Raw genomic sequence first — 21,347 nt, 5'->3', positions numbered from 1 at the left:
CCGGGCCAGGGTGCTAGGCTTCTCCGGAAAGACCCGAGGGAGCATGTCCATGGCCTTCCCCCTGCCCGAATCCCACCCCGAGGCGCTGAACCTCGACCCGCGCCCGCTCGCCCGCCTCTGCGCCATCATCGAGCGCCACATCGCCGAGGGGCACCACCCCGGCGCACAGGTGGCGGTGGCCCGCCACGGCAAGCTCGCCCTCTTCCGCCATTTCGGCGAGGCGCGGCTCGGCACGCCCGCCACGGCCGACACGCTCTTCCTGATGTATTCCAACACCAAGGTCGTCACCGCCTCGGCGCTCTGGCTGCTGGCGGAGGAGGGGCTGCTACGCTTTTCCGACCCCGTCGCCCTGCACCTCCCGGAATTCGCCGCGCACGGGAAGGCCGACATCACGATCCTGCAGCTGCTGACCCACCAGGGCGGCTTCCCCTCGGCCATGGTCCCGCCCGAATGCTGGGACGACCACGCCCTGCTGCGGCAGACGGTCTCTGGCTTCACCCTGGAATGGACCCCCGGCAGCCGCGTGCACTACCATCCGACGGCGGCCCATTGGGTCGCCGCGGTGCTGATCGAGGCAATCACCGGCCAGGACTTCCGCGCCTTCATCCGCGAGCGGATTTTGGCGCCGCTCGGCCTCGAGCGCGACGTCGTCATCGGCATGGCGGAGGCCGACCTGCCCCGCGCCGCCGAGATCTACGACCCGCAGCAGGAGGGCGCCTTCCTCCCCCGCGCGGCGGAGAACACCGCCGCCCACCATACCGCCGGCATCCCGGGCGGCGGCGGCTACGGCACGGCGCGCGGCATGGCGGCCTTCTACCAGGCGCTCGCCCATGGCGGCGCGCTGGGCGGCACCCGCCTCTTCTCCCCGCGCATGATCGAGTTCGTGACGCGCAACTTCACCGGCGACCGCATCGACGACTACATGGGCATCCCCATGCATCGCGGCCTCGGCCCCCACTCGCGCGGCGAGACGCCCGTGGCGCGGGGGCTCGGCACCATCGCCCACCCCCGCAGCTTCGGCCATGGCGGCGTCGGCAGCTCCTATTGCTGGGCGGACCCGACGAGCGGCGTCTCCTTCGCATTTTTCTCCAACTGCCGGCAGACCGAGGCCTTCCACAACCAGCGCATGGACGTCCTCAGCAGCCTCGCCCATGCGGCGATCCTGCCGGATTAGGGCGCGAGCTCGCGGAAGGAGAGGGACATCGTCGTCACCGCCGCCTCGAAGCAGGGCTTCATCGCGCGCGGGAACTCGATCCACAGCGTGCCGATGAAGCGCCCATCCGCCGAGACCAGGCTGCGCCGGTAGAAGATCCGGCCGGCCATGTAGCCGGAAAGGACGAACCAGTTCGCCCTCGCCCGGCTGTAGGTGATCTCGCCGCCGCTATTCGTGGTGATGTCCTGCTGCGCCTCCGCCAGCACCGCGGCGAGGCTCTGTTGCATGCCGTTCGGGATGGCCGTCACCGTGGCGCTCGCCTGCCCGTCGCGGCTGGCGAAGCGCACCGTGTCGGGCCCCGCCTCGGCGAGGGCGAAGCCCGCCGGATGGCGCATCCCGAGCCCGAGGCCGCGCCAATCCATCACCGGCCCCGGCACCACGCAGCCGGCTTCCTGCGCCATGGCCGCCGGTGCGGCCAGCAGCAGCGCCAGCGCCAGGACCTGCATCGCGCTCAGCCCCCGGCGACCATGTCCCCATAGTCGGGGTGCCGCTCGATGTAGCGCGCGACGAAGCTGCAGCTCGGCACCACTCGCGCGCCTTCCGCCCGCAGCCGCTCCAGCGTGCCGCACACCAGGGCGGAGCCGATGCCCTTGCCCTCCATCGCCTGCGGCACCTCGGTATGGGTCAGCTCGACGGCATCGCCGTCGCGCCGATACTCGATGAAGGCGACGGCATCGCCGGATGTCAGCTCGAAGCGCCGGGCCTCCGCATTCTCCCGAACCTCGCTCATGCCCCGTCGCTCCCCCACGCGCCGCACGGGGCCATGGCCGGATGCACCGGCCGCCCCTCGATCGTGGTCCCTGGATGATGATGTGCGCGGTCCATGACGCCATTCCCCCGCTGCCTGCCCCGGCCGAACGCGCGAGGACCGCATGGGATCGACGGAAAGGCCGCCGGGCCATCGCGGCCCGGCTGCCTCCCGCCCTAACGCTTGGCGACGAAGCCGATCACCGCCGCGGTCAGCGCCGCGCCGATCAGCCCCTTCTTCGCATTCTGGCTGCGCAGCAGCGGCGCGATCATCATGGCGCGGGAGGCGGTGTCGCCCACCTGCCGCAACGCGTCGTCGCGCACCCGCTGCGCCTCGATCTGGATCGGATCCTCGGCATGCCGCGCGGCAAGCCAGCCGAGCAGCGCCGCCACCACCAGGTCCACCCCGGCGATGATGAGCGCCGCCGCCGTGCCGCTGCGCCCCTCCGCCAGCCAGATCAGCGCCGCGACATGCAGCATGACCAGCAGCATCAGCCCGAAGACCGCCGCCGCCGCCCCGAGCGCCGCCTGGATGGCGACGCCCCGGCCGGTGCGCTTCCACCGCAGCGTTTCGGCCTGCGCCGCGAGGCGCAGGAGGCTGACGAGCCGCATGGTCCCTTAGTGCCGGTCGCGCGAGTAGACGTAGGTGTTGCCACCCATCAGCCGGCCGATCAGGTAGCCGCCGAGGGCCGCAATGCCGACCGCCATCAGCGGCTTCTCGCGCACCGTCTCGGAGAGCGCATCGGCGCGGTCTTCGACCGCCTCGCGGGCGCGCGTCGCATAATCCTGCATCTGGTCGGCAGCGCCGGCCAGCGCCGGGGTGACGCGCTCCTGCATCAGCCGCTCGACCTGGGCCCGCAGCTTCGCCAGCTCTTCCTGTGCATCGGTGGCCACGCGGTCGGTGGAGGCCGCAGCCTGCTCCTTGAGGCGGCGGGCGTCGTTGGACATGTCATTGGCTGCCGACATGGCATTGCTCCTTGCGAGGTGGAAACTTGCCGCAGCAACGCCGCCTGCCGCCCAAGGGTTCCGTTGACACCGCCACCCGGCGCGGCGATGCCTGGGGCGGGCCCAGGGGCATGAAACAGGGGCGTGAAGGGGGGAAGGGATGGACGCGCCGCTGCTGCGCCTCGAAGGCCTCGCGCGGCGCGCGGCGGGCCTCGAGGAGATCAGCCTCGACCTCGCCCGTGGCGAGACCTTGGCCCTGCTCGCCCCCGCCGGCGCCGGCAAGACCGCGCTGCTCCGCCTGATCGCCGGCACCGACCGGCCGGATGCCGGGCGGATGCTGCTCGGAGGGCGCGACCTCGCCCCGCTCGCCCCCTCGCAGCGCCCGCTCGCCCTGTTCGATGCCGACCTCCCGCCCGGCCGCACGGTGCAGGAGGCCATCGCCCAGCTCCTCCCCGGCTACGGCATCCCGGCGCGCGACCGCCCGGCCCGCATCGCCCGCGCGCTCACCGCCCTCGGCCTCGACGGCTTCGAGGGCCGGCGCATCGCCCAGCTCGCGCCGCTGCCGCGCCTCCGCGCCGCCTTCGCCCGCGCCCTGGCCCCCGAGCAGCCCCTGCTGCTGCTCGACGACCCGCTCGCCGGCCTCGACCCCGCCGCCCGCCGCGCCTTCGCCTTCGAGCTCCGCCGCCTCGCTCGCCGCCTCGGCCTCACCCTGCTGCTGGCGACGCGCGAGGGCGAGGAGGCGATGGCCCTCGCCGACCGCATCGCCGTGCTGGAGGATGGCCGCATTGCCCAATGCGCCACCCCGCGCGCCCTCTACGAGGAGCCGGCGACGGCCGGCATCGCCGGCCTGCTCGGCGAGAACAACCGCCTCCCCGGCACGGTCGAATGGCGGGAGGAGGCGGAATGCGGCATCCGCCTCGATTGCGGCCCGCTGGTCGAGGCCCGCATCGCCGATGCCGGGGGGCCGGGCAGCCGCTGCATCGTCGCCATCCGCCCGGACCGCGTCGCCGTCGCCGCCCTGCCGGCCGAGGAGATGGGGGAGGGCGCGCTGCCCGCCGCGCTGCGCGACACCGTCTTCCTCGGCGACCACGTCCGGCTGCTGCTGGAGCTGGGCGAGGGGGGGATGCTCGTCGCCCGCCGCCCGCCCGGCGTGCGCCTGCCCATCCCCGGCGGCCCCGCCTCGGTCGCTTGGGACCCCTATGCGGCCTTCGCCTACCGCGCCCTCCGCTGAGCCGCCCTTGGTTCCGGCCCGCGCCGCCCCATCTGCTCCGCGCAACAATCGGGAGGGTCCGCCCTTGTCCACGCTGCTGAACCGCCGCTCCGCCCTGCTCGGAAGCGCCGCCCTGGCGAGCCTCCTCGCCGCCCCGCGGGCCCGGGCCCAGGCCCCCTCCGGCCCCTTCACCCTGCCGCCGCTGCCCTACGCGCCGAATGCGAACGAGCCGCATATCGACGCGCAGACCATGGAGATCCATCACGGCCGGCATCACGCCGCCTATGTCGCCAACCTGAACGCGGCAGTGAAGGACCACGCCCAGGTCGCCGCCATGCCGATCGAGCAGATCCTGGCGAAGCTCGGCGAGATGCCGGAGGCGATCCGCACCGCGCTCCGCAACAATGGCGGGGGCCACGCCAACCACGCGATGTTCTGGGGCATCATGGGCGGCAAGGGCGGCGCGCCGACCGGCGAGCTGGCCGAGGCCATCACCCGCGACCTCGGCGGCTTCGACAAGATGAAGGGCGACTTCAACGGCGCCGGCGCCCGCGTCTTCGGCTCCGGCTGGGTCTTCGTCACCGTCGACGGCGCCGGCAAGCTGGCGCTCGCCAGCCGCCCCAACCAGGAAACGCCGCTGATGGAGGGCGGCCGCGTCCTCCTCGGCAACGATGTCTGGGAGCACGCCTACTACCTGAAGTACCAGAACCGCCGTCCCGCCTATCTCGAGGCCTGGTGGAACGTGGTCGACTGGGACAAGGTCGCCGCTCGCTACGCCGCCGCCAAGGCCGGCTCGCTGACTATCTAGGCGGGAACCCGGAGCGGGGGAGGGCGGTTCACCCCGCACTCCCCCCACGAATCCAGAGGTTCCCGATGCCGCAGATCCGGCTGAAGCCGCTCAACCAGCAGACCATCGTCATCACCGGCGCCAGCTCCGGCATCGGCCTCGCCACCGCGCGGCTTGCCGTGCAGTCCGGCGCCCGCGTCTTCCTCATCGCCCGCAACGGCGAGGAGCTCGAGAAAATCGTCCAGGACCTGCGCAATGCGGGCGGCCGCGCCGACTATGCCGTCGCCGATGTCGGCAAGCTGGACGAGATGGAGGCCGCCGCCCGCAAGGTGCAGGAGGTCTTCGGCGGCTTCGACTCCTGGGTGAACGATGCCGGTGTCTCCATCTATGGCGAGATCGAGAAGGTGCCGCTCGCCGACCATCACCGGGTCTTCGAGACCAATTACTGGGGCGTCGTCCATGGCAGCACCATCGCGGCGCGGGCGCTGCGCCAGCGCGGCGGCGGCGCCATCGTTAACATCGGCAGCGTGCTGTCGGACCGGGCGATGATCCTCCAGGGCCCCTATTCCGCCACCAAGCACGCCGTCCGCGCCTTCACCGATGCGCTGCGGATGGAGCTGGAGCGCGACGGCGCGCCGATCAGCGTCACGCTCATCAAGCCCTCCGGCATCGAGACCGGCTTCCAGGACCACGCTCGCAACTACCTGCCCAGCGAGGGCGTGCGCGTGCCCCCGCCGGCCTATGAGCCGAAGCTCGTGGCGCGCGCCATCCTGCATGCCTGCGAGCATCGCCGGCGCGAGCTGGTGGTCGGCTTCGGCGGCCATGCCATCGCGCTGTTGGGCAACTTCTTCCCGCGCACAACCGACCTGATCATGGAGGCGATCGGCTACCCGATCCAGGTGACGAACAAGCGCCCGAAGGCGAGCCGCGCCGACAACCTCTACCAGGGCCGCGAGGGCGGCACGGAGAAGAGCCTGACCCGCCCCGTCGCCCCGGTGCGCAAGACCAGCCTCTTCCTCGAGGCCCAGCTGCACCCGGCGATGACGGCGGCGGCGCTGGCCGGAATCGGCGCCCTGGTGATCGGCGCAACCGCAGCCCGGCGGATGGGCGGCGGCCGCGTCCTCGTCCCCGGTCAGCGCCCGATGCGTCGCCTGGCCCGCGAGGTCGGGCGCCGCGCCGGCGGCATCTTCTGATGCCGCACCCTGCCCTCGTCGCGGGCGCCGTCGCCGTCGTCACCGGCGGTGCCGCGGGCATCGGCCTCGCGGCCGCGACCCGTTTCGCGAAGGTCGGGCTGCACATCGTCCTCGCCGATCTCGGCGAGGACCGCCTGGCCCGGGCCGCCGCCGCCATCGAGGAGGCCGTGCCCGGCGCCGAGGTGATGGCGCAGCCCTGCGACGTCGGCGACCCCTCCCAAGTCGCAGCCCTCGAGGCCGCCGTGCGCGAGCGCTTCGGCGGCACCGACGTGCTGATGAACAATGCCGGCATCCAGCCCGGCAGCACCCTCTTCGGCCCGCCCGGCGCCTGGACGCGCATCCTGCAGACCAATCTCTGGGGGATCATCCATGGCAGCCAGATCTTCGTCCCGGGGATGATCGCCCGCGGCCGCCCCGGCCTCGTCATCAACACCGGCTCCAAGCAGGGCATCACCACCCCGCCTGGCGACCCGGCCTACAACGTGGCGAAGTCGGGCGTCCGCGCCTTCACCGAGGCCCTGCAGCACGAGCTGCGCAACACCGAGGGCTGCCAGGTCTCGGCGCACCTGCTGATTCCCGGCTTCGTCTTCACCGCCCTCACCGCCAAGGGACGCGCCGAGAAGCCCGCCGCCGCCTGGACGCCGGAGCAGACGGTCGACTTCATGCTCGCGCGCCTCGAGGCCGGCGACTTCTACATCCTCTGCCCCGACAACGACGTGCCGCGCTGGCTGGACGAGCGGCGCATCCTCTGGTCGGCCGGCGACATCGTCGAGAACCGCCCGCCGCTCTCGCGCTGGCACAAGGACCATGCCGAGGCCTTCGCGGCCTATATCGAGAAATCTAGGCCCGGATGAAGTCCAGCAGGTCCCGGTTGATCACATCCGCATGCGTCGTCGCCATTCCGTGCGGATACCCCGGATAGACCTTCAGCGTCCCCTGCCTCAGCAGCTTCACCGAGAGCAGGGCGGCACTGGCGATGGGGACGATCTGGTCGTCGTCGCCATGCATCACCAGCACGGGGATGTCGATCCTCTTCAGGTCCTCGGTGAAGTCGGTCTCCGAGAAGGCCTTGATCCCCTCGTAATGCGCGAGCGCCGAGCCGATCATCCCCTGCCGCCACCAATTGCCGGCGACGCCTTCCTGCACCGTCATCCCCTCGCGGTTGTAGCCGTAGAAGGGCAACGGCACCGCCTTGTAGAACTCCGCCCGGTTGGCCGCGAGCTGGGCGCGATAGCCGTCGAAGACCTCCATCGGCAGCCCGCCTGGATTGGCCTCCGTCCTCAGCATCAGCGGCGGCACCGCGGCGATCAGCACCGCCTTCACTGCCCGCGCCGTGCCGTGGCGCGCGAGGTAGCGCACCACCTCGCCGCCGCCGGTCGAATGCCCGACATGCACCGCGCCCTGCAGGTCGAGCGCCTCCACGACCGCCGCGACATCCGCGGCGTAGTGGTCCATGTCGTGTCCTTGCGACACCTGCGCGGAGCGCCCGTGCCCGCGCCGATCATGCGCGATGACGCGGAAGCCCTGCTGCCGGAAGAACAGCAGCTGGGCATCCCAGTCATCCGCGGAAAGCGGCCATCCGTGATGGAAGACGATGGGCGGCCCGCTGCCCCAGTCCTTGTAGAAGATCTGGGTGCCGTCCTTCGTGGTGACCATCGGCATGGTTCAGCCTCCTCTGTCCACGCCGAATGCTTGCATTCCGCTCGGCCGCTGCCAACGCCACGGACCGAAACGTAATGTCAGAACAACAATCCCTTCCGCAGCATGCCGTGCACGCCCTTCTCGCCATTGACCGTCTGCGTCACGTGGAAGTCGACGGCGAGCGAGCAGAGCTGGTAGGCATCCGCCGCCGAGAGGTTGGTGCGGCTGACGATGAAGGCGATCATCTCGCGCAGCGCCTGCTTCATGGCGAGGTCGAGATCCTCATGCATCCCCATGCTGATGAAATGCGTGGGCGTCTCGGCCCGCGGGAAGCGCAGCACCGGGTCCTTCGCGCCGCCGCCCTTCTCGAGGCCGAGGCGGAAATGCCCGGTCAGGCAGATCTCGAGCGCATTGATGCAGACCTCGCCGTCGCCCTGCACGCCATGCCCGTCGCCGGCCGAAAAATTGGCGCCCGGCACATGGACCGGCAGGTACAGCGTCGTCCCCGCCACCAGCTCCTTGTTGTCAAGGTTGCCGCCATGCGCCCGCGGCTCCTTGGTGGAGATGGTGCCCCATTCCTCCGGCCCGGCGACGCCCATCACCCCGAAGAAGGGCGCGAGCGGCAGGGTGATGCCCGGGCCCACCGGCACCTTGCAAGTCATCGCCTCCCGGTCGACCGGGATGTGCAGCACCCGCCGGTAGGGGAAGTCCTCCGGCAGCGTGCCCACCAGCGGGCGGAAGGCGCAGAAGCCCCAGTCGGCGCCGAGGTCGATCCGCTCGATATCGACGCGGAGGCAATCGCCCGGCTCGGCGCCCTTCACCGCGACCGGCCCGGTCAGGATATGCGGCCCATGCCGCGCCGGATTGGCCGCATGGATGGCCGAGAGCCGCGGCGGCACGGCGAGCCCGCTCCCCGCCGGCGGCATCACGTCGGGCGCGCCCGAGACGCATTCCAGGATGACGAGGTCGCCCGGATCGACCGTCCTCACCGGCGGGAAGGCGGCGTCGAACCCGCCCCAGCGGATGTTCTCGAGCGTCGGTTCGATGTGATGCGTCGCGGGCAAGCCGGAATCCTCCTCGGTCGGAAGCCGGCATGGCATCACGGGGTGCCGGCTGCCCGCAAGGCCTCCCGGAGCCGCCGCTGGTCGGCCGGGCAGACCTCGCCCAGCCGCTCATACTCCGCCCGGCTGTCGATCCGGCCATGCGCCGCCTCGCGCGCCTCCCGCATGCCGGCGAGGGCCGGCTCGATCGCCTGCCGCAGACCCTCCTGCAGCCCGGCCATCGCCGCATCGAAGGTGGCGCCGCGCCCCTCCGCCTGCAGCGCCCAGGCCTCCGCCGCCGCGCGGGCCCGCTCCGCCGCGGCCCGCAGCGTCTGCCGGTTCACCCCCACATGCCGCATCTCATGCGCCAGCACCTCGCGCCAGAGGCAGCCGCCGCGCCCGATCTCGCCGGCGATGCGGACGACGTGCTCGGCCTGCACCAGGCGCAGCGCGATCCGCGCCGGGCGCGCGCAGACCCCGCCCGCATCCTCGCGGTAGCGCGTCTCGATCTCGCTCCGCCACTCGACGCGGGAGGCGGTAAGCGCCAGGTGATGCAGGCCGGGGCTGCGCTTCTGCCCCGTCTCGCCATGCAGCGCATCGACGCCGAGCGCCTGGCTCACCACCGGCGCCGGGTCGTCGATGCTCATGCGGATCTCCGGCCGGCCGGCCGGGCAGGGCGGCACGCCCTCCGCCCGCGCTGCCCCGGCCAGCAGCAGCAGGACCGCGGCGAGGCGGCCCGCGCTCAGAGCCAACCCTTGCGCTTGAAGTAGAGGATCGGCACCACCGCCGAGATGATCATCAGCCCCAGCGCCATCGGGTAGCCGAGGCTCCATTTGAGCTCCGGCATTACGTCGAAATTCATCCCGTAGATGCTGGCCAGCAGGGTGGGGGGCATCAGCGCGACCGAGGCCACGGTGAAGGTCTTGATGATGGCGTTCTGCTCGACATTGATGATGCCGAGCACCGCATCGAGCAGGAAGTTGGCCTTGCTGTTCAGGAAATTCGCGTGCTCCACGAGCGAGCGCACGTCGCGCACCAGCGTCTTGATCAGCCCCTGGTTCTCGCGCCTGACGGCCGTCGCCTTCTCCGCGCCGACGAAGGTGAGGATGCGCGACAGGCCGAGCAGCGTCTCGCTCGCCCGCGTCGTCACCTCTCCCACCTGGCCGAGGGTGATCAGCGCCTCCTTCAGGTCGGCATCCTTGGCGCTCGCCTTCGCCTTGGCCCGCGCGGTGCGGAAGGCCGCCTGGCTGGCGCGGTCCATGTCGGCGGCGATGCGCTCGAGGATGTCGGCGAGCCGGTCCACCACCTGCTCGAAGAGGTGCAGCATCACCCCGTCCGGCGTCGTCAGCAGCGTCGTCGGCGTGCGCTGGCAGCGGGCGGAGAAGACGGCGAAGGCCTTGGGCGTCGCGTAGCGCACCGTCACCAGCGCCGCATTGCCGAGCACGAAGGTGATGGCGGTGGAGCCGAGTTCGCCGCCCTCGACGCCGTAGAGGAAGGGCGCGGTGAGGAAGAGCGTCTCCTCCTCCTTGTAGAGGCGGGAGGAGCTCTCGATCTCCTGCATCTCCTCGCGCGTCGGGATCTCGAGGCGCAGCGCCTCCTGCACCTGCCGCTCCTCCTCGGGCGTCGGCGTCAGCAGGTCGATCCAGACGGCGCGGCCAAGGCTCTCGGTGGCCTGCGCGCCCTCGCGCACGACGAGCTGCCCGGCCTCGACGGTATAGGTGGTCAGCATGGTGGCTCCCCCGGCCGGTCGGGCCAGGGGCTTCTACCCGCGCCCGCGCCGGGTGTCACGGGGGAGGCTGCTTCTGGCCCGGCCCTTGCTCACCGCCCGGTGATCCAAGGGGTTCGCCATGTTCGCACGCGCTTTGCAGCTTTTCGGGGCAATGCTCTGCCTCGCCCTCGCGCAGCCCGCCCGGGCCGAGGCCTGGCCCTCGCGCCCCATCCGCATCGTCGTCGTCTTCCCGCCCGGCGGCGCCTCCGACATCGCCGCCCGCGTCCTCGGCGAGGCGCTCTCGCCCCGGCTCGGCCAGCGCGTGGTCGTCGACAACCGCCCCGGCGCCGGGGGTACGCTGGCCGCCGCCCATGTCGCCGGCCAGCCGGCCGACGGCACCACGCTGATGCTGAGCAACACCGCCCCCATCGTCACCTCGCCGCCGCTCTATGCGCGGCCGGGCTACGACCCGCTGACCTCCTTCACCCATATCGCCTATATCGGCGCGACGCCGATGGTGGTCGTCACCAACCTCCAGGTCCCCGCCCAGGACCTCAAGGGGCTGATGGCCTGGATGCGCGCCCAGCCGGCGCCCGTCACCTACGGCACCTCCGGCGCTGGCTCGGTCGGCCATGTGGTGGGGACGATGTTCTCGCAGCAAACCGGCATCCCGCTGAACCACGCGCCCTATCGCGGCTCGCAGCCGATGCAGGCCGATCTGCTCGGCGGCTCCATCCTGCTCTCTTTCGACACCCTGCCCGAGAATGCCGAGAACATCCGCGCCAGGCGCCTGCGCGCCTATGCGGTAACGGCGCCGAGCCGCGCCCCGAGCGTGCCCGACGTCCCGACCACGGCCGAGGCCGGCCTGCCCGACCTGCTGGCGCAGAACTGGCTCGGCCTCACCGGCCCGGCCAACCTGCCGCCCGAGATCACCGCCCGCCTGCACGACGAAATCAACACCCTGCTCGGCATGCCCGCGATCCAGGAGCGCCTGGCCGGCGTCGGCATCGTCACCGGGACCAAGACCCAGCCGGAATTCGCCGCCTATGTCGCCGGGCAGGTGAACAGCATCGGCGCCGCCGTCCGTGCCATGGGCATCAGGAACGACTGAACGGGCCGTGCCGGAGCGCCGGGCCGGGGCCGATCGCTCCGGGGCGGCTTCGTCCCGAGGCGGGACGCCGCTCGGACGACAGCAGCCCAGGGCATTTCCGGTGGACCTCCGTGAACCGGAGATGCTCTAGGCTCCTCCGACCCGGAGGACGCCCCGCCATGCCCCCCAGCCTCGACTTCATCGCCGAAGCCCGCTTCGACGTCGCCGCGCCGATCCTCCTCGGCCCCGGCCCGCAGGGGGAGCGCCGCGTCGTCCCCATCCTCGGCGGCCGCATCGCCGGCCCGCGCCTCGAGGGCGAGGTGCTGCCGGGCGGCACCGACCACCAGCTCATCCGCCCCGACGGCGTGACCGAGATCGTCGCCCGCTACACGCTCCGCCTCGCCGACGGCGCCCTGGTCCATGTGGTGAACCGCGGCCTCCGCCACGCCGCGCCGGAGGACATGGCCCGGCTGCTGCGCGGCGAGGCCGTGCTGCCCGAGCGCGTCTACTTCCGCACGACCCCCGTCTTCGAGACCGCCGCGCCCGCCCATGCCTGGCTGCACCGCCGGGTCTTCCTCGGCTATGGCGAGCGCCAGCCGAGCGCCGTCCTCATCCGCATCCACGCGGCCTGACCGGGCCGCCCTGACGGCGGCGTGAAGGAAGGGCCCGCCGGTCAGAAGCCACTGAACCCGCCCGATTGCGCTGGATTGCGGCCGCGACCCGGCGCTTCCTGGCGATCCGGTCGGCGCCACCTCAACGGCCGGCGATCAGGAGGGACCCGGATGAGCATCATCGGCGACCTGCGCGGCCTGGCCAAGGCCGGCCTCGATATCCGCAACGCCAAGCGGCGCCCGATAACCGCGGCCGAGATCGCCGAAGCCAGGACGGTCTTCCTCGACACCGTCAACTACGGCAGGGTGCAGATCGCGGATGCGCTCGGCCTCGGCGACCGGCCCTTCACCCTGCTCTCGCCCGAGATGGGCCGCGACTCCTACATCCTCTTCATGGGGCCGATCGATTTCGCGGCGATGACCGACTGGCCGACGCTCATCCATGAGCTGACGCATGTCTGGCAGGGCCAGAACCACTACATCAGCTCCGGCTACATGCTGAACTCCGCGATCTCCCAGGCGATCGACGGCAACGCGGCCTATGACTACAAGCCCGGCGAGATGTGGGGCGAGTACAATGTCGAGCAGCAGGCCCATCTCGTCGAGGACTGGTACGAGAAGGACGGGAAGTCGGCTTCCAGTCCGCGCTACTACTACATCGAGAACTGCATCCGGAAGCCATGGCGGGCCTGGTTCAGCGACGTCTTCGGCGGCATCGGCGCCGGCGCCGCCGCGGTGAAGGGCTGACCGCTACTCGATCGCCCGGAAGCCGGTTGCCCGCACCACCTCCGCCCATCGCACCGTCTCCGCCCGCATCAGGGCCGCGAAGTCGCCGCGGCCGGCGACGGAGGGGCGGAACCCCGCCTCCTGCAGCCGCACCAGCAGCCCCGGCGCCGCCATCGCCCTGAGCACCGCCGCCTCGATCTCCCCGACCACGGCCGCCGGCACCGCCGCCGGCGCCACCAGCCCGAACCAGGCGCTGATCGAGAGGGCGGGCCGCCCCAGCTCCGCCATGGTCCGCACGCCCGGCAGCAGCGGCGAGCGCTCCGGGCCCGTCACCGCCAGCGCCTTCATGCGCCCCGCCTGCACATGCGGCGCGACGGCCGCGATGCTGCCGAACATCCCCTGCACATTGCCGTTGAGCACCGCCGCCACCGCATCCGCCGTGGCGCGGAAATGCACGGCCTCGACCGTCAGCCCTGCCGCCTGCCCGAGCATCGCCGCGGCGAAATGCCCCGGGCTCCCCGCCCCGAAGGTGCCCATGTAGAGCGCCGGCTGCCCCTTGCCCCAGGCCAGGTAGGAGTCGAGGTCCTGCGGCGGCAGCCCCGGCGGCACGACCAGCGCGAAATCGACCGAGGCCAGCTCGGCGACGGCGCTGAAGTCCCGCGCCGGGTCATAGGGGATGCGCGCATAGGTGCTCGGCGCCATGGCGAGCTGCGCCACCTCGCCGAGCAGCAGGGTGGAGCCGTCCGGCGGCGCCGCCTTCGCCACCTCCTGCGCCGCGATCAGCCCGCCCGCGCCCGGCTTGTTGTCGACGACGATGCCGGCCGGCCAGGCCTCCCGCATCCCCTCCGCCAGCAGCCGCCCGAGCAGGTCCGGCCCCGTCCCCGCCGGGAAGCCGAGCAGGATCCGGAGCGGCCGCTCCGGCAGCGCGGCGAGGGTGGGGAAGGGGAGGGCGGCCGCGCCGGCGAGCAGGGCGCGCCGCCCGAAAGAAGGCTGGATCATGGGCTGGTTTCCCTTCTGGCGCCGCGCGCCTCGTCTACCCGAAGGTCCCGAGCAGATCCTCGACCTGCGCCTCGGTCAGCTCCCGCGTGTCCTGGCCGCGCAGCAGCAGGGCGAGCTTCGCCGCCTCCTCCAGCTCCTCCGCCGCATAGACCGCATCGTCGAGCGTCTTCCCGCTCACCACCGGCCCATGATTGGCGAGCAGCACCGCCCGCGCGCCCCGCGCCGCCTCGGCGATGGCCGGCTCCATCGCCGCATCCCCCGGCCGGTAATAGGGCACGACCGGCAGCACCCGCCCGATGCGCATGACGAAATAGGGCGTCAGCGGCGGGATCGGCGCCGGCTGGCCGGGCGCGGCGAGGCAGGCGATCGCCGTCGCATGGGTCGAATGGAGGTGCACCACCGCCCCCGCCTCCGGCCGCGCCTCGAGGAAGGCCCGGTGCATGAACACCTCCTTCGAGGGCTTGTCGCCGGAGACGTGGCGGTACTCCCGGTCGAGCTTGCTGATCCGCGCGGGATCGAGCCGCCCGAGGCAGGAATTGGTCGGCGTGATGAGGACGCCATCCGGCAGCCTGACGCTGATATTCCCCGCCGACCCGACCGAGAAGCCGCGCCCGAAGAGCAGCCGCCCATGCGCCGCGATCGCCTCGCGGATTGCGTCCTCGTTCATTGCGAAGCTCCAGCCGGCCGATTCAGACCTCCGCGCCCTTCGGCGCCCTGGTCATCGGGCGGCTCGAACGCCTTCAGGAAGAAGTCGCGCGCCCCAAAATTCCCCGACTTCAGCGCCAGGTGCAGGCCAGGGACCTCGGCGAAGGTCCAGGGCACGCCCGGGTCGATCTCCGCCCCGATGCGGAGGCTCCGCACGCCGAGCCGAGACACCACAGCCCCCGAGGTCTCGCCACCCGCGACCACCAGCCGCCCGACGCCCCGCGCCACCAGCGCCTCGGCGATGCCCGCCAGCACCTCCTCCACCAGCGCCCCGGCCTTCTCCCGCCCGAGCCGCGCCTGCAGCGCCTGCACCTTGTCCGGCGGCGCCGAGGCCGCGATCACCACCGGCGCCTCGCCGAGCTTCCCCTCCGCCCAGTCCAGCGCCTGGCGCTGCAGGGCCGCGACATCCGGATTGCCGAGCACGTCGAGCTCCAGCGTATGCGCATGGTCCCGCGCATAGCCGATCTGCCCGAGCGTCGCCCGCGAGCAAGACCCCGCCAGCACCGCCGCATGCCCCCGCATCGGCGGCAGCTCGGCGGCCCCCGCGCCGCGCTCCGGGAGCAGCCCCTCGCGGCGGAAATTGGCCGGCAGCCCCATCGCCACGCCCGAGCCGCCGGTGATCAGCGCCTGCCCCGCCGCCGCCTCGCCGATGGCCAGCAGATGCGCATCCGTCACCGCATCGACGATCGCATAGCGCCGCCCGCCCTCCTTCAGCCCGGTCATCGCGCGCCGGATCGCCGCCGCGCCCTGCTCGACGGTGGCGAAGGGCACCAGCCCCACCGTCCCGTCGGTCTGGCGCGACAGCACGCGGACCAGGTTGGCATCCCGCATCGGCGTTAGCGGATGGTTCTCCATCCCGCTCTCGCTCAGCAGCTTGTCGCCGACGAAGAGATGCCCCTGGAAGACCGTCCGCCCATTGGTCGGGAAGGCCGGGTTGGCCAGCGCGAAGCCGCATTCCAGCCGCCGCACCAGCGCATCCGCGACCGGGCCGATATTGCCCTCGTCGGTGCTGTCGAAGGTCGAGCAGTATTTGAAGAAGACCTGCCGCGCCCCGGCCTGCAGCAGCGCCTCGCAGGCGGCGAGGCTCTCCGCCACCGCCTCGCCGGCCGGCGCCGTCCGCGACTTCAGCGCGACAATGACGGCATCCGCTTCCGGCATCGGCCCGTCGGGGACGCCGATCACCTGCACCGCCGTCATGCCGCCCTTCACCAGCGTATTGGCGAGGTCGGTAGCGCCGGTGAAATCATCGGCGATGCAGCCGAGCAGCAAAGGCATCGGGTCACTCCTCGAGCATGGGACCGGCATGACGGCTAGGCTCGCCCCGGCGGCACCATGCCAACTCTCCGGCGGAAAGGCGACTGCCGCAGGTCCGGCGGATGAGCCCGCCCGGCCGTGGTGCCGGCCCGGGCACCGCAAGGCCTAGGCCCGATGACCCATGGGGGCCCGCTTTGCACCGGCATTGTTCCCGCACGGCGTCCCGGCCGGTCTCCCCGCGGCAGGACCGCCCCGCCGCCGCCCGTCCTTGTCCGGCAAGCCATTGCCATCGGCCTCCGCGGCGGCCAGAACGGCTGGGGCATGGTTGCTTGAGAAGCCGGGGATGTCCGCGAATGGCCACAGGCTGGTACGACAAGATCCTGCGGATGCGCGGAGAGGTCCGCCAGACATTCCTGATGGTCCAGGACATTCATCAACGGCTCGCGGGGCCGCCGCAGCCGCCGGCCGCAGGGGTCGAGACCTTGTTTCCGGCTGGGCATTTCTACTCGCCGATCGCCGATACGGCGGAAGTCCGCCGCCGGCAGGCGAGGATCTTCGATCGGACGCGCGATCCCGTCGGGATCGACCTGAACGGCGCCGGGCAGATATCGATGCTGCACCGGCTGGCCCGGCACTATGGCAGACTGCCCTTCGCCCCCGAGAAGCGGGACGGCATCCGGTACCGCTACGAGAATCCTGCCTTCTCCTATGGCGATGCGATCGTGCTGGCGTGCCTGCTCCTGGAACTCCGCCCCAAACGGATGATCGAGGTCGGCTCAGGATACTCGTCCTGCGTGACCCTGGACGTGAACGAGCTGTTCCTGGACAACACGCTCGACCTGGCCTTCATCGAGCCCTATCCCGATCTTCTCCTGTCGTTGATGAAGGCCGGGGACGCCAGGCGCTGTTCCGTCATCCATAGCCCCGTCCAGGACATCGACCTTTCGATCGTCGATGCACTCGACGACGGCGACATCCTCTTCATCGACAGCACGCATGTTTCGAAATGCGGATCAGACGTCAACTTCGAGCTGTTCGATATCCTGCCGCGGCTCAGGAAGGGCGTGTACATCCATTTTCACGACGTGTTCTTCCCATTCGAGTACCCGGAGGAGTGGGTCCTGGGCGAGAACCGGTCCTGGAACGAGCTCGACATCCTCCGGGCCTTCCTGACGAACAACCCAGCTTATGACATCGTGTACTTCAATCATTACATGTATCTGCGGCACAGGGAGCTTGTCGAACAGGCATTGCCGCTGGCTGCGAGGAATTGCGGGGGCGGCCTCTGGCTGAGGAAGCGGTAGCGCCCGGAGGGACGTCCACGAACCGTCCTGGCCGGAAGCCCCGCCCCGGCCGATGAGCCGGCGCCTCAGCCCCGACCCTTGGGCAGCGCCAGCACGTCCCGGTGCCCGATCCGCACGGCGAGCCTCCGCCCCGCCACCTGGTCGAGCCGCGCCTCCATCCAGGCCTCGATCCGCCGATCGCCCCGCCGGTCCTGCCGCCGCGCCGCCTCCGCATGCCCCATGACCAGCTCGGAGAGGAACCACCCCGCCGCCTCGCCCATCCCCGGCATCGGCGCCACGCCCCGCCCGCGCACCACCCAGTCGCTCGGCGCGCTCCCGACCTCGAACCCCCGAGCCCCGAAGGCCTCCGCGATCACCCCCGGCGCCCTGGCGCCCAGCGCCGCTCCGGAAAAGCCCTTGTCCCGCGCCTGGTCGCGCCGGAACCCCGCCGCCACCACGTGGTCGGCCGGATGCGGCGGCAGGAAGCGGTCCCGCCCGTCGACGCAGAGCGCCGCGTAGAAGGGCACCCGCAACGCCCCCGCCATCCGCTCCACCCAGCCGCGCGAGACGAGGTCGGCCAGCGCCGAGCACACCACCGCATCCGCATTGGCGAGCGGCAGCCCCCGCGGTGCCTCGGCCAGGTCGGCGACCACGGTCTCCACCCGCCAGGCCCCGCCCGGCGCATGCACCAGCAGCGTCCGCTTGTTGGGGAAGGAGACGGTGTAGCCGACGGCCTCCGCCCGGTCGGCGATGGTGTCGTAGGCCGCCTCCAGCAGCTCCCGGTCGGCATCCACCAGCGTCCAGGCCTGCGCCCGCCCGAGCCGGGGCGCGATGAAGCGCAGCAGGCTCCCCGTCCCCGCGCCGAGGTCGAGGAAGCGCGGCCGCGCCGGCAGCCTTGCCAGCAGCCGGTCGACCAGCGCCGCGCTGCGCGCCATGGCATCGAAGGGCTCGCGCAGGTCGAGCCAGTCGAGGTCGAAGGCTTCCGTCATGCCGCCCGCCCGATCTCGGCGAGGAAGGCCGCCGCCCGGTCGTCCCAGCGCGGCAGGCGCTGCCCCGCCGCCCAGGCCGCCTCCGCCATCGCCTGGCGCAGCTCGGTGTCGAAGAGCACGCGCCGCAGCGCCTTGGCCAGCGAGACGACATCCCCCGGCGGCGAGACGCTCCCCGCCTCCAGCGGCACGAGGTCGCCGAGCGCCCCGCCCGCCGTCACCGAGACCGGCAGCCCCCGCGCCAGCGCCTCCGCCACCGCCATCCCGTAGCCCTCCCAATGCGAGGCGAGGGCAAAGGCATCCGCCCCGTCATAGAGCGACTCGAGCGCCGCCCCCGTCACCTCGCCGGCGAAGGCGACCCGCTCCGCGAGCCCCAGCTCCGCGGCGAGCGCCCTCAGTCCATCGGCATACCCCGCATCCCGCGCCGCGCCGACGATGGTGAGGCGCCAGTCGACATCCGGGATGCCGGCGAGCGCCCTGAGCAGCACGTCATGCCCCTTCCGCGGGATCAGCGTCCCGACCGAGAGCACCGCCACCCCTGGCCCGCCCGAGCCCCGGGCCCGCGGCGCCGGGTCCGTCCCCGGCTCGACCACCCCGACCCGCCCGGCCTGCACGCCGAAGTCGCGGACGAGGCGGTCCGCCGTCAGCCGCGAGGTCGCCACCAGCCGCGGCAGGCGCGGGAAGAGCGCCGCCTCGATCGCCCGCAGCGCCTCCCGCTGCGCCGTCTCGCCCTCCAGCGCCGTCGGATGATGGATCAGCCCCACCGCCCTCCGCGCCACCAGGGCCTCGGCGAGGGGCGCGAAGGCCGGCAGCCCCAGCCCGTCGACGATGATCCGCGCCCCCTCCGGCACCGCCCCGAGCGCCGCCCGCGCCGCGGCCTCCGCCGTGGCATCGGGCATCGGATGTCGCCCTGCCAGCTCCACTACCTCGACCGTCTCGCCGAGCGCCCGGAACCCCTCCACCAGCCGCCGGTCGTAGCCGTACCCGCCCGAGACCGTCCCGAACGGCCCCGGCACCAGGAGCGCGATGCTCACGCCACCGGCCCTTCATAGGCGGCCCAGGCATTTGGGCTCTCGCGCAGCAGCACCTTGAGCCCCGTCACGTTCCCGGCCTGGGGCCCAAGCTTCCCCGCCTTCAGCGCCGCCACCAGCAGCCCATGGATGTGCTGGCAGAGGAACTCCGTCGTCGTGTTCAGCCCGGCGAAGGCCGGCTCCGCATCCAGGTTGCGGTAGTCGAGCCCGTCGAGCGCCCGCCGCAGCTCCACCTTGGCCAGCCCGATATCGACCAACAGGTGCAGCGCATCGAGCCGCTCGGCGCGGAACTCCGCCTCCACCGCGAAGGTCGCCCCGTGCAGCCGCTGCGCCGGGCCGAATTCCGCCCCGCGGAAGCTGTGCGCCACCATGATGTGGTCGCAGACGGTCAGGCTGAACATGTCGGGTCACTCACCATAGAGGATCGTCGGGCAGGGCCAGATGGCCTCCCCCTCCAGCAGCCCGGGCAGGGCCGCCGGCAATTCGTCGAAGCGCACCGGTGGCGCCAGCAGCGCGTCGAGCCGCCCATCCTCGAGCAGGGCAAGGGCCAGCGCCAGCCGCTCCGCATGGGTGCGCCGCCCGCGCATCGCCGGCGCCACCTGCCCCACCTGGCTCGAGACCAGCCGCAGCCGCCGCGCATGGAAGGCCTCGCCGAGCGGCAGGCTCACCGGCTTGTCGCCATACCAGCTCGCCTCCACGATCCGCCCCTCGAACCCGGCTCGCTCCATCCCGAGCAGCAGCCCCGCCGGGTTCCCGCTGGCATGGATGACGAGCTCCCACCCGTCGCCCACCGTCTCCGGCGCCGCGAAGCCGAGGCCGAGCGCCGCCGCCAGCCCCGCCCGGGCCGGGTCGGTGTCGCAAAGCAGCGCCTCCACCCCGGGGATGCGCCCCAGCAGCGCCGCCACCAGCAGCCCGACCACGCCCGCGCCGACGACCAGCACCCGCTCGCCCAGCACCGGCCGCGCATCCCAGAGGATGTTGAGCGCCGTCTCCATATTGGCCGCCAGCACCGCGCGCAGGTCCGGCACGCCATCGGGGACGGGGATGCACATCGCCGCCGGCGCGACGAAGCGCTCCTGATGCGGATGCAGGCAGAAGACGCGCCGGCCGAGCAGCCCCGCCGGCCCCTCCTCCACCACGCCCACGGCGGCGTAGCCATACTTGACCGGGAAGGGGAAATCGCCCGCCATCAGCGGCGCCCGCATCGCCCCCCATTGGCTTTGCGGCACCCGCCCGCCGAGCACCAGCCGCTCCGTCCCGCGCGAGACCCCGCTCGCCCGCGCCCGGACCAGCGCCTCGTCCGGCCCCGGCGCCGCCAAGGTCTCCTCCCGCAACTCCGCCACCCCCGGCGCCACGCACCACAACGCCCTGGCCCTCACCGACACACCCCCGGCCGCACCCGGTTGAGGGCGATATCGAACAGCACGTCCGGCGGCAAGGCATGCACCGTCCAGGTGAAGCGCAGCCCATCGGCGATGCGCGCCGCCTCCGGCAGGGTGAAGGCGGGAATGCCCGAGCCGAGCAGCACCGGCGCCACCGTCACATGCAGCCGGTCGAGGCAGCCCGCCGCCAGGAAGCGGCTGACCGTGACCCCGCCGCCCTCGACGAAGATCCGCCGCAGCCCCCGCGCCGCCAGCGCGGCGAGCACCGCCGACATGCTCAGCCCGCCCTGTGCCGGGGCGCGCGGCAGGCGGACCACCTCGGCGATCCCGAGCCGCTCGCCCCCCGGCGCATCCTCGGCGGCCAGCAGCAGGGTCGGCGGCCCCTCGCGGAAGATCCGGTAGCCATCGGAGAGCCGGCGCTCCGCATCCAGCACCACCCGCACCGGGTCCGGGCCGACGCATTCCCGCGTCGTCAGCCGCGGGTCGTCATGGCGGACGGTGCCCGCCCCCACCACCACGGCGTCGCAGAGCGCCCGGAGCCGGTGGGTGTGGAGGATGTCCCCCTCACCGCCGATCCATTGCGAGGAGCCTGAGGCGGTGGCGATCCGCCCATCCAGCGTCTGCGCCAGCCGCCCGATCACCAGGCAGCCATCGGCCGCGCGCGGCGGCGCCAGCAGCGGCTCGAACAGCGCGCCGAGCGCACCCATGGGAAGCGGGGCGCCGCCGTGGCGCCGCGCCAGCACCCCCTCCCACTCCGGAATCGCCTGCAGACCGTCCATTGCGGAAGGGAAGATGC

Annotated in this window: 25 protein-coding genes; 9 read left to right on the top strand and 16 right to left on the bottom strand. The window is 72.4% G+C overall.

Features of this window, described 5'->3' with window-relative positions; all coding sequences use genetic code 11:
- Positions 1-49 precede the first annotated feature (49 nt).
- On the top strand, positions 50-1,174 hold the full coding sequence (locus AC5JJ1_RS01895; protein WP_495783406.1) for a serine hydrolase domain-containing protein: 1,125 nt from the start codon (positions 50-52) through the stop codon (positions 1,172-1,174).
- Here AC5JJ1_RS01895 and AC5JJ1_RS01890 read toward each other — a convergent pair.
- The 4 genes from AC5JJ1_RS01890 to AC5JJ1_RS01875 form a co-directional block, all read right to left on the bottom strand.
- Positions 1,171-1,659, bottom strand: coding sequence for a hypothetical protein (locus AC5JJ1_RS01890; protein ID WP_495783405.1), 489 nt, complete (start codon positions 1,657-1,659; stop codon positions 1,171-1,173). The two genes, AC5JJ1_RS01895 and AC5JJ1_RS01890, sit on opposite strands and share 4 nt — an antisense overlap.
- A 5-nt stretch (positions 1,660-1,664) precedes the next feature.
- Positions 1,665-1,943 (bottom strand): GNAT family N-acetyltransferase, encoded by a 279-nt coding sequence (locus AC5JJ1_RS01885; protein ID WP_495783404.1) that lies wholly within the window; start codon positions 1,941-1,943, stop codon positions 1,665-1,667.
- Positions 1,944-2,137: 194 nt separating this feature from the next.
- A complete protein-coding gene (locus tag AC5JJ1_RS01880) occupies positions 2,138-2,572 on the bottom strand; it encodes a phage holin family protein (protein WP_495783403.1) in 435 nt (144 codons plus the stop codon).
- 6 nt (positions 2,573-2,578) lie between these two features.
- Positions 2,579-2,926 (bottom strand): ElaB/YgaM/YqjD family protein, encoded by a 348-nt coding sequence (locus tag AC5JJ1_RS01875; protein ID WP_495783402.1) that lies wholly within the window; start codon positions 2,924-2,926, stop codon positions 2,579-2,581.
- A gap of 139 nt (positions 2,927-3,065) precedes the next feature.
- Between AC5JJ1_RS01875 and AC5JJ1_RS01870 the strand changes: the two genes are divergently transcribed.
- From AC5JJ1_RS01870 to AC5JJ1_RS01855, 4 genes are all read left to right on the top strand, one after another.
- Positions 3,066-4,136 (top strand): ABC transporter ATP-binding protein, encoded by a 1,071-nt coding sequence (locus AC5JJ1_RS01870; protein WP_495783401.1) that lies wholly within the window; start codon positions 3,066-3,068, stop codon positions 4,134-4,136.
- Between the two features lie 64 nt (positions 4,137-4,200).
- Complete coding sequence (locus AC5JJ1_RS01865) at positions 4,201-4,923, top strand: superoxide dismutase (RefSeq protein WP_495783400.1); 723 nt, start codon at positions 4,201-4,203, stop codon at positions 4,921-4,923.
- A 65-nt stretch (positions 4,924-4,988) separates the two neighbouring features.
- The gene (locus tag AC5JJ1_RS01860; protein ID WP_495783399.1) at positions 4,989-6,095 is read left to right on the top strand and encodes an SDR family oxidoreductase; all 1,107 of its coding nucleotides are present in this window, start codon (positions 4,989-4,991) and stop codon (positions 6,093-6,095) included.
- Complete coding sequence (locus AC5JJ1_RS01855; protein ID WP_495783398.1) at positions 6,095-6,949, top strand: SDR family NAD(P)-dependent oxidoreductase; 855 nt, start codon at positions 6,095-6,097, stop codon at positions 6,947-6,949. Before AC5JJ1_RS01860 ends, AC5JJ1_RS01855 begins: the two co-directional genes overlap by 1 nt.
- On the opposite strand, the gene AC5JJ1_RS01850 is transcribed toward AC5JJ1_RS01855, so the two are convergent.
- The 4 genes from AC5JJ1_RS01850 to corA form a co-directional block, all read right to left on the bottom strand.
- Positions 6,936-7,757, bottom strand: coding sequence for an alpha/beta fold hydrolase (locus AC5JJ1_RS01850; RefSeq protein ID WP_495783397.1), 822 nt, complete (start codon positions 7,755-7,757; stop codon positions 6,936-6,938). The genes AC5JJ1_RS01855 and AC5JJ1_RS01850 overlap by 14 nt on opposite strands.
- Before the next feature lie 77 nt (positions 7,758-7,834).
- Complete coding sequence (locus AC5JJ1_RS01845; protein ID WP_495783396.1) at positions 7,835-8,800, bottom strand: acetamidase/formamidase family protein; 966 nt, start codon at positions 8,798-8,800, stop codon at positions 7,835-7,837.
- 35 nt (positions 8,801-8,835) lie between these two features.
- Positions 8,836-9,528 (bottom strand): hypothetical protein, encoded by a 693-nt coding sequence (locus AC5JJ1_RS01840; protein WP_495783395.1) that lies wholly within the window; start codon positions 9,526-9,528, stop codon positions 8,836-8,838.
- On the bottom strand, positions 9,519-10,505 hold the full coding sequence (corA, locus tag AC5JJ1_RS01835; RefSeq protein WP_495783394.1) for a magnesium/cobalt transporter CorA: 987 nt from the start codon (positions 10,503-10,505) through the stop codon (positions 9,519-9,521). The genes AC5JJ1_RS01840 and corA overlap by 10 nt, the downstream gene beginning before the upstream one ends.
- A gap of 118 nt (positions 10,506-10,623) precedes the next feature.
- Between corA and AC5JJ1_RS01830 the strand changes: the two genes are divergently transcribed.
- From AC5JJ1_RS01830 to AC5JJ1_RS01820, 3 genes are all read left to right on the top strand, one after another.
- Entirely contained in the window at positions 10,624-11,595 is a 972-nt protein-coding gene (locus AC5JJ1_RS01830) for a Bug family tripartite tricarboxylate transporter substrate binding protein (RefSeq protein ID WP_495783393.1), read from the top strand.
- Positions 11,596-11,753: 158 nt separating this feature from the next.
- Positions 11,754-12,206 (top strand): DUF3237 domain-containing protein, encoded by a 453-nt coding sequence (locus AC5JJ1_RS01825; protein ID WP_495783392.1) that lies wholly within the window; start codon positions 11,754-11,756, stop codon positions 12,204-12,206.
- A gap of 150 nt (positions 12,207-12,356) precedes the next feature.
- A complete protein-coding gene (locus AC5JJ1_RS01820; RefSeq protein ID WP_495783391.1) occupies positions 12,357-12,932 on the top strand; it encodes a hypothetical protein in 576 nt (191 codons plus the stop codon).
- A gap of 3 nt (positions 12,933-12,935) precedes the next feature.
- Here the strand turns inward: AC5JJ1_RS01820 and AC5JJ1_RS01815 are convergent, their stop codons facing one another.
- The 3 genes from AC5JJ1_RS01815 to otnK are packed head-to-tail and all read right to left on the bottom strand — an operon-like array spanning position 12,936 to position 15,890.
- Positions 12,936-13,910 (bottom strand): Bug family tripartite tricarboxylate transporter substrate binding protein, encoded by a 975-nt coding sequence (locus AC5JJ1_RS01815; protein WP_495783390.1) that lies wholly within the window; start codon positions 13,908-13,910, stop codon positions 12,936-12,938.
- Positions 13,911-13,944: 34 nt separating this feature from the next.
- Complete coding sequence (otnC, locus tag AC5JJ1_RS01810; protein ID WP_495783389.1) at positions 13,945-14,577, bottom strand: 3-oxo-tetronate 4-phosphate decarboxylase; 633 nt, start codon at positions 14,575-14,577, stop codon at positions 13,945-13,947.
- Positions 14,574-15,890 (bottom strand): 3-oxo-tetronate kinase, encoded by a 1,317-nt coding sequence (otnK, locus tag AC5JJ1_RS01805; RefSeq protein ID WP_495783388.1) that lies wholly within the window; start codon positions 15,888-15,890, stop codon positions 14,574-14,576. Before otnK ends, otnC begins: the two co-directional genes overlap by 4 nt.
- A gap of 332 nt (positions 15,891-16,222) precedes the next feature.
- Between otnK and AC5JJ1_RS01800 the strand changes: the two genes are divergently transcribed.
- Entirely contained in the window at positions 16,223-17,173 is a 951-nt protein-coding gene (locus tag AC5JJ1_RS01800; RefSeq protein WP_495783387.1) for a class I SAM-dependent methyltransferase, read from the top strand.
- A gap of 65 nt (positions 17,174-17,238) precedes the next feature.
- Here AC5JJ1_RS01800 and AC5JJ1_RS01795 read toward each other — a convergent pair whose 3' ends face one another.
- Genes AC5JJ1_RS01795 through AC5JJ1_RS01775 form a run of 5 tightly spaced genes read right to left on the bottom strand, consistent with a single transcriptional unit; the run spans position 17,239 to position 21,330 of the window.
- On the bottom strand, positions 17,239-18,141 hold the full coding sequence (locus tag AC5JJ1_RS01795) for a class I SAM-dependent methyltransferase (RefSeq protein ID WP_495783386.1): 903 nt from the start codon (positions 18,139-18,141) through the stop codon (positions 17,239-17,241).
- On the bottom strand, positions 18,138-19,172 hold the full coding sequence (locus tag AC5JJ1_RS01790) for a glycosyltransferase family 4 protein (protein WP_495783385.1): 1,035 nt from the start codon (positions 19,170-19,172) through the stop codon (positions 18,138-18,140). The genes AC5JJ1_RS01795 and AC5JJ1_RS01790 overlap by 4 nt, the downstream gene beginning before the upstream one ends.
- Positions 19,169-19,570, bottom strand: a complete 402-nt coding sequence (locus AC5JJ1_RS01785) for a 6-pyruvoyl trahydropterin synthase family protein (protein WP_495783384.1) — start codon at positions 19,568-19,570, stop codon at positions 19,169-19,171. Before AC5JJ1_RS01785 ends, AC5JJ1_RS01790 begins: the two co-directional genes overlap by 4 nt.
- A gap of 6 nt (positions 19,571-19,576) precedes the next feature.
- The gene (locus AC5JJ1_RS01780; RefSeq protein WP_495783383.1) at positions 19,577-20,524 is read right to left on the bottom strand and encodes a zinc-dependent alcohol dehydrogenase; all 948 of its coding nucleotides are present in this window, start codon (positions 20,522-20,524) and stop codon (positions 19,577-19,579) included.
- 20 nt (positions 20,525-20,544) lie between these two features.
- Complete coding sequence (locus AC5JJ1_RS01775) at positions 20,545-21,330, bottom strand: RibD family protein (protein ID WP_495783382.1); 786 nt, start codon at positions 21,328-21,330, stop codon at positions 20,545-20,547.
- Positions 21,331-21,347: the final 17 nt, after the last annotated feature.

Source organism: Belnapia sp., assembly GCF_059504005.1.
The sequence above is the reverse complement of the archived record's forward strand: the minus strand, read 5'-3'. Positions and strand labels throughout refer to the sequence as shown.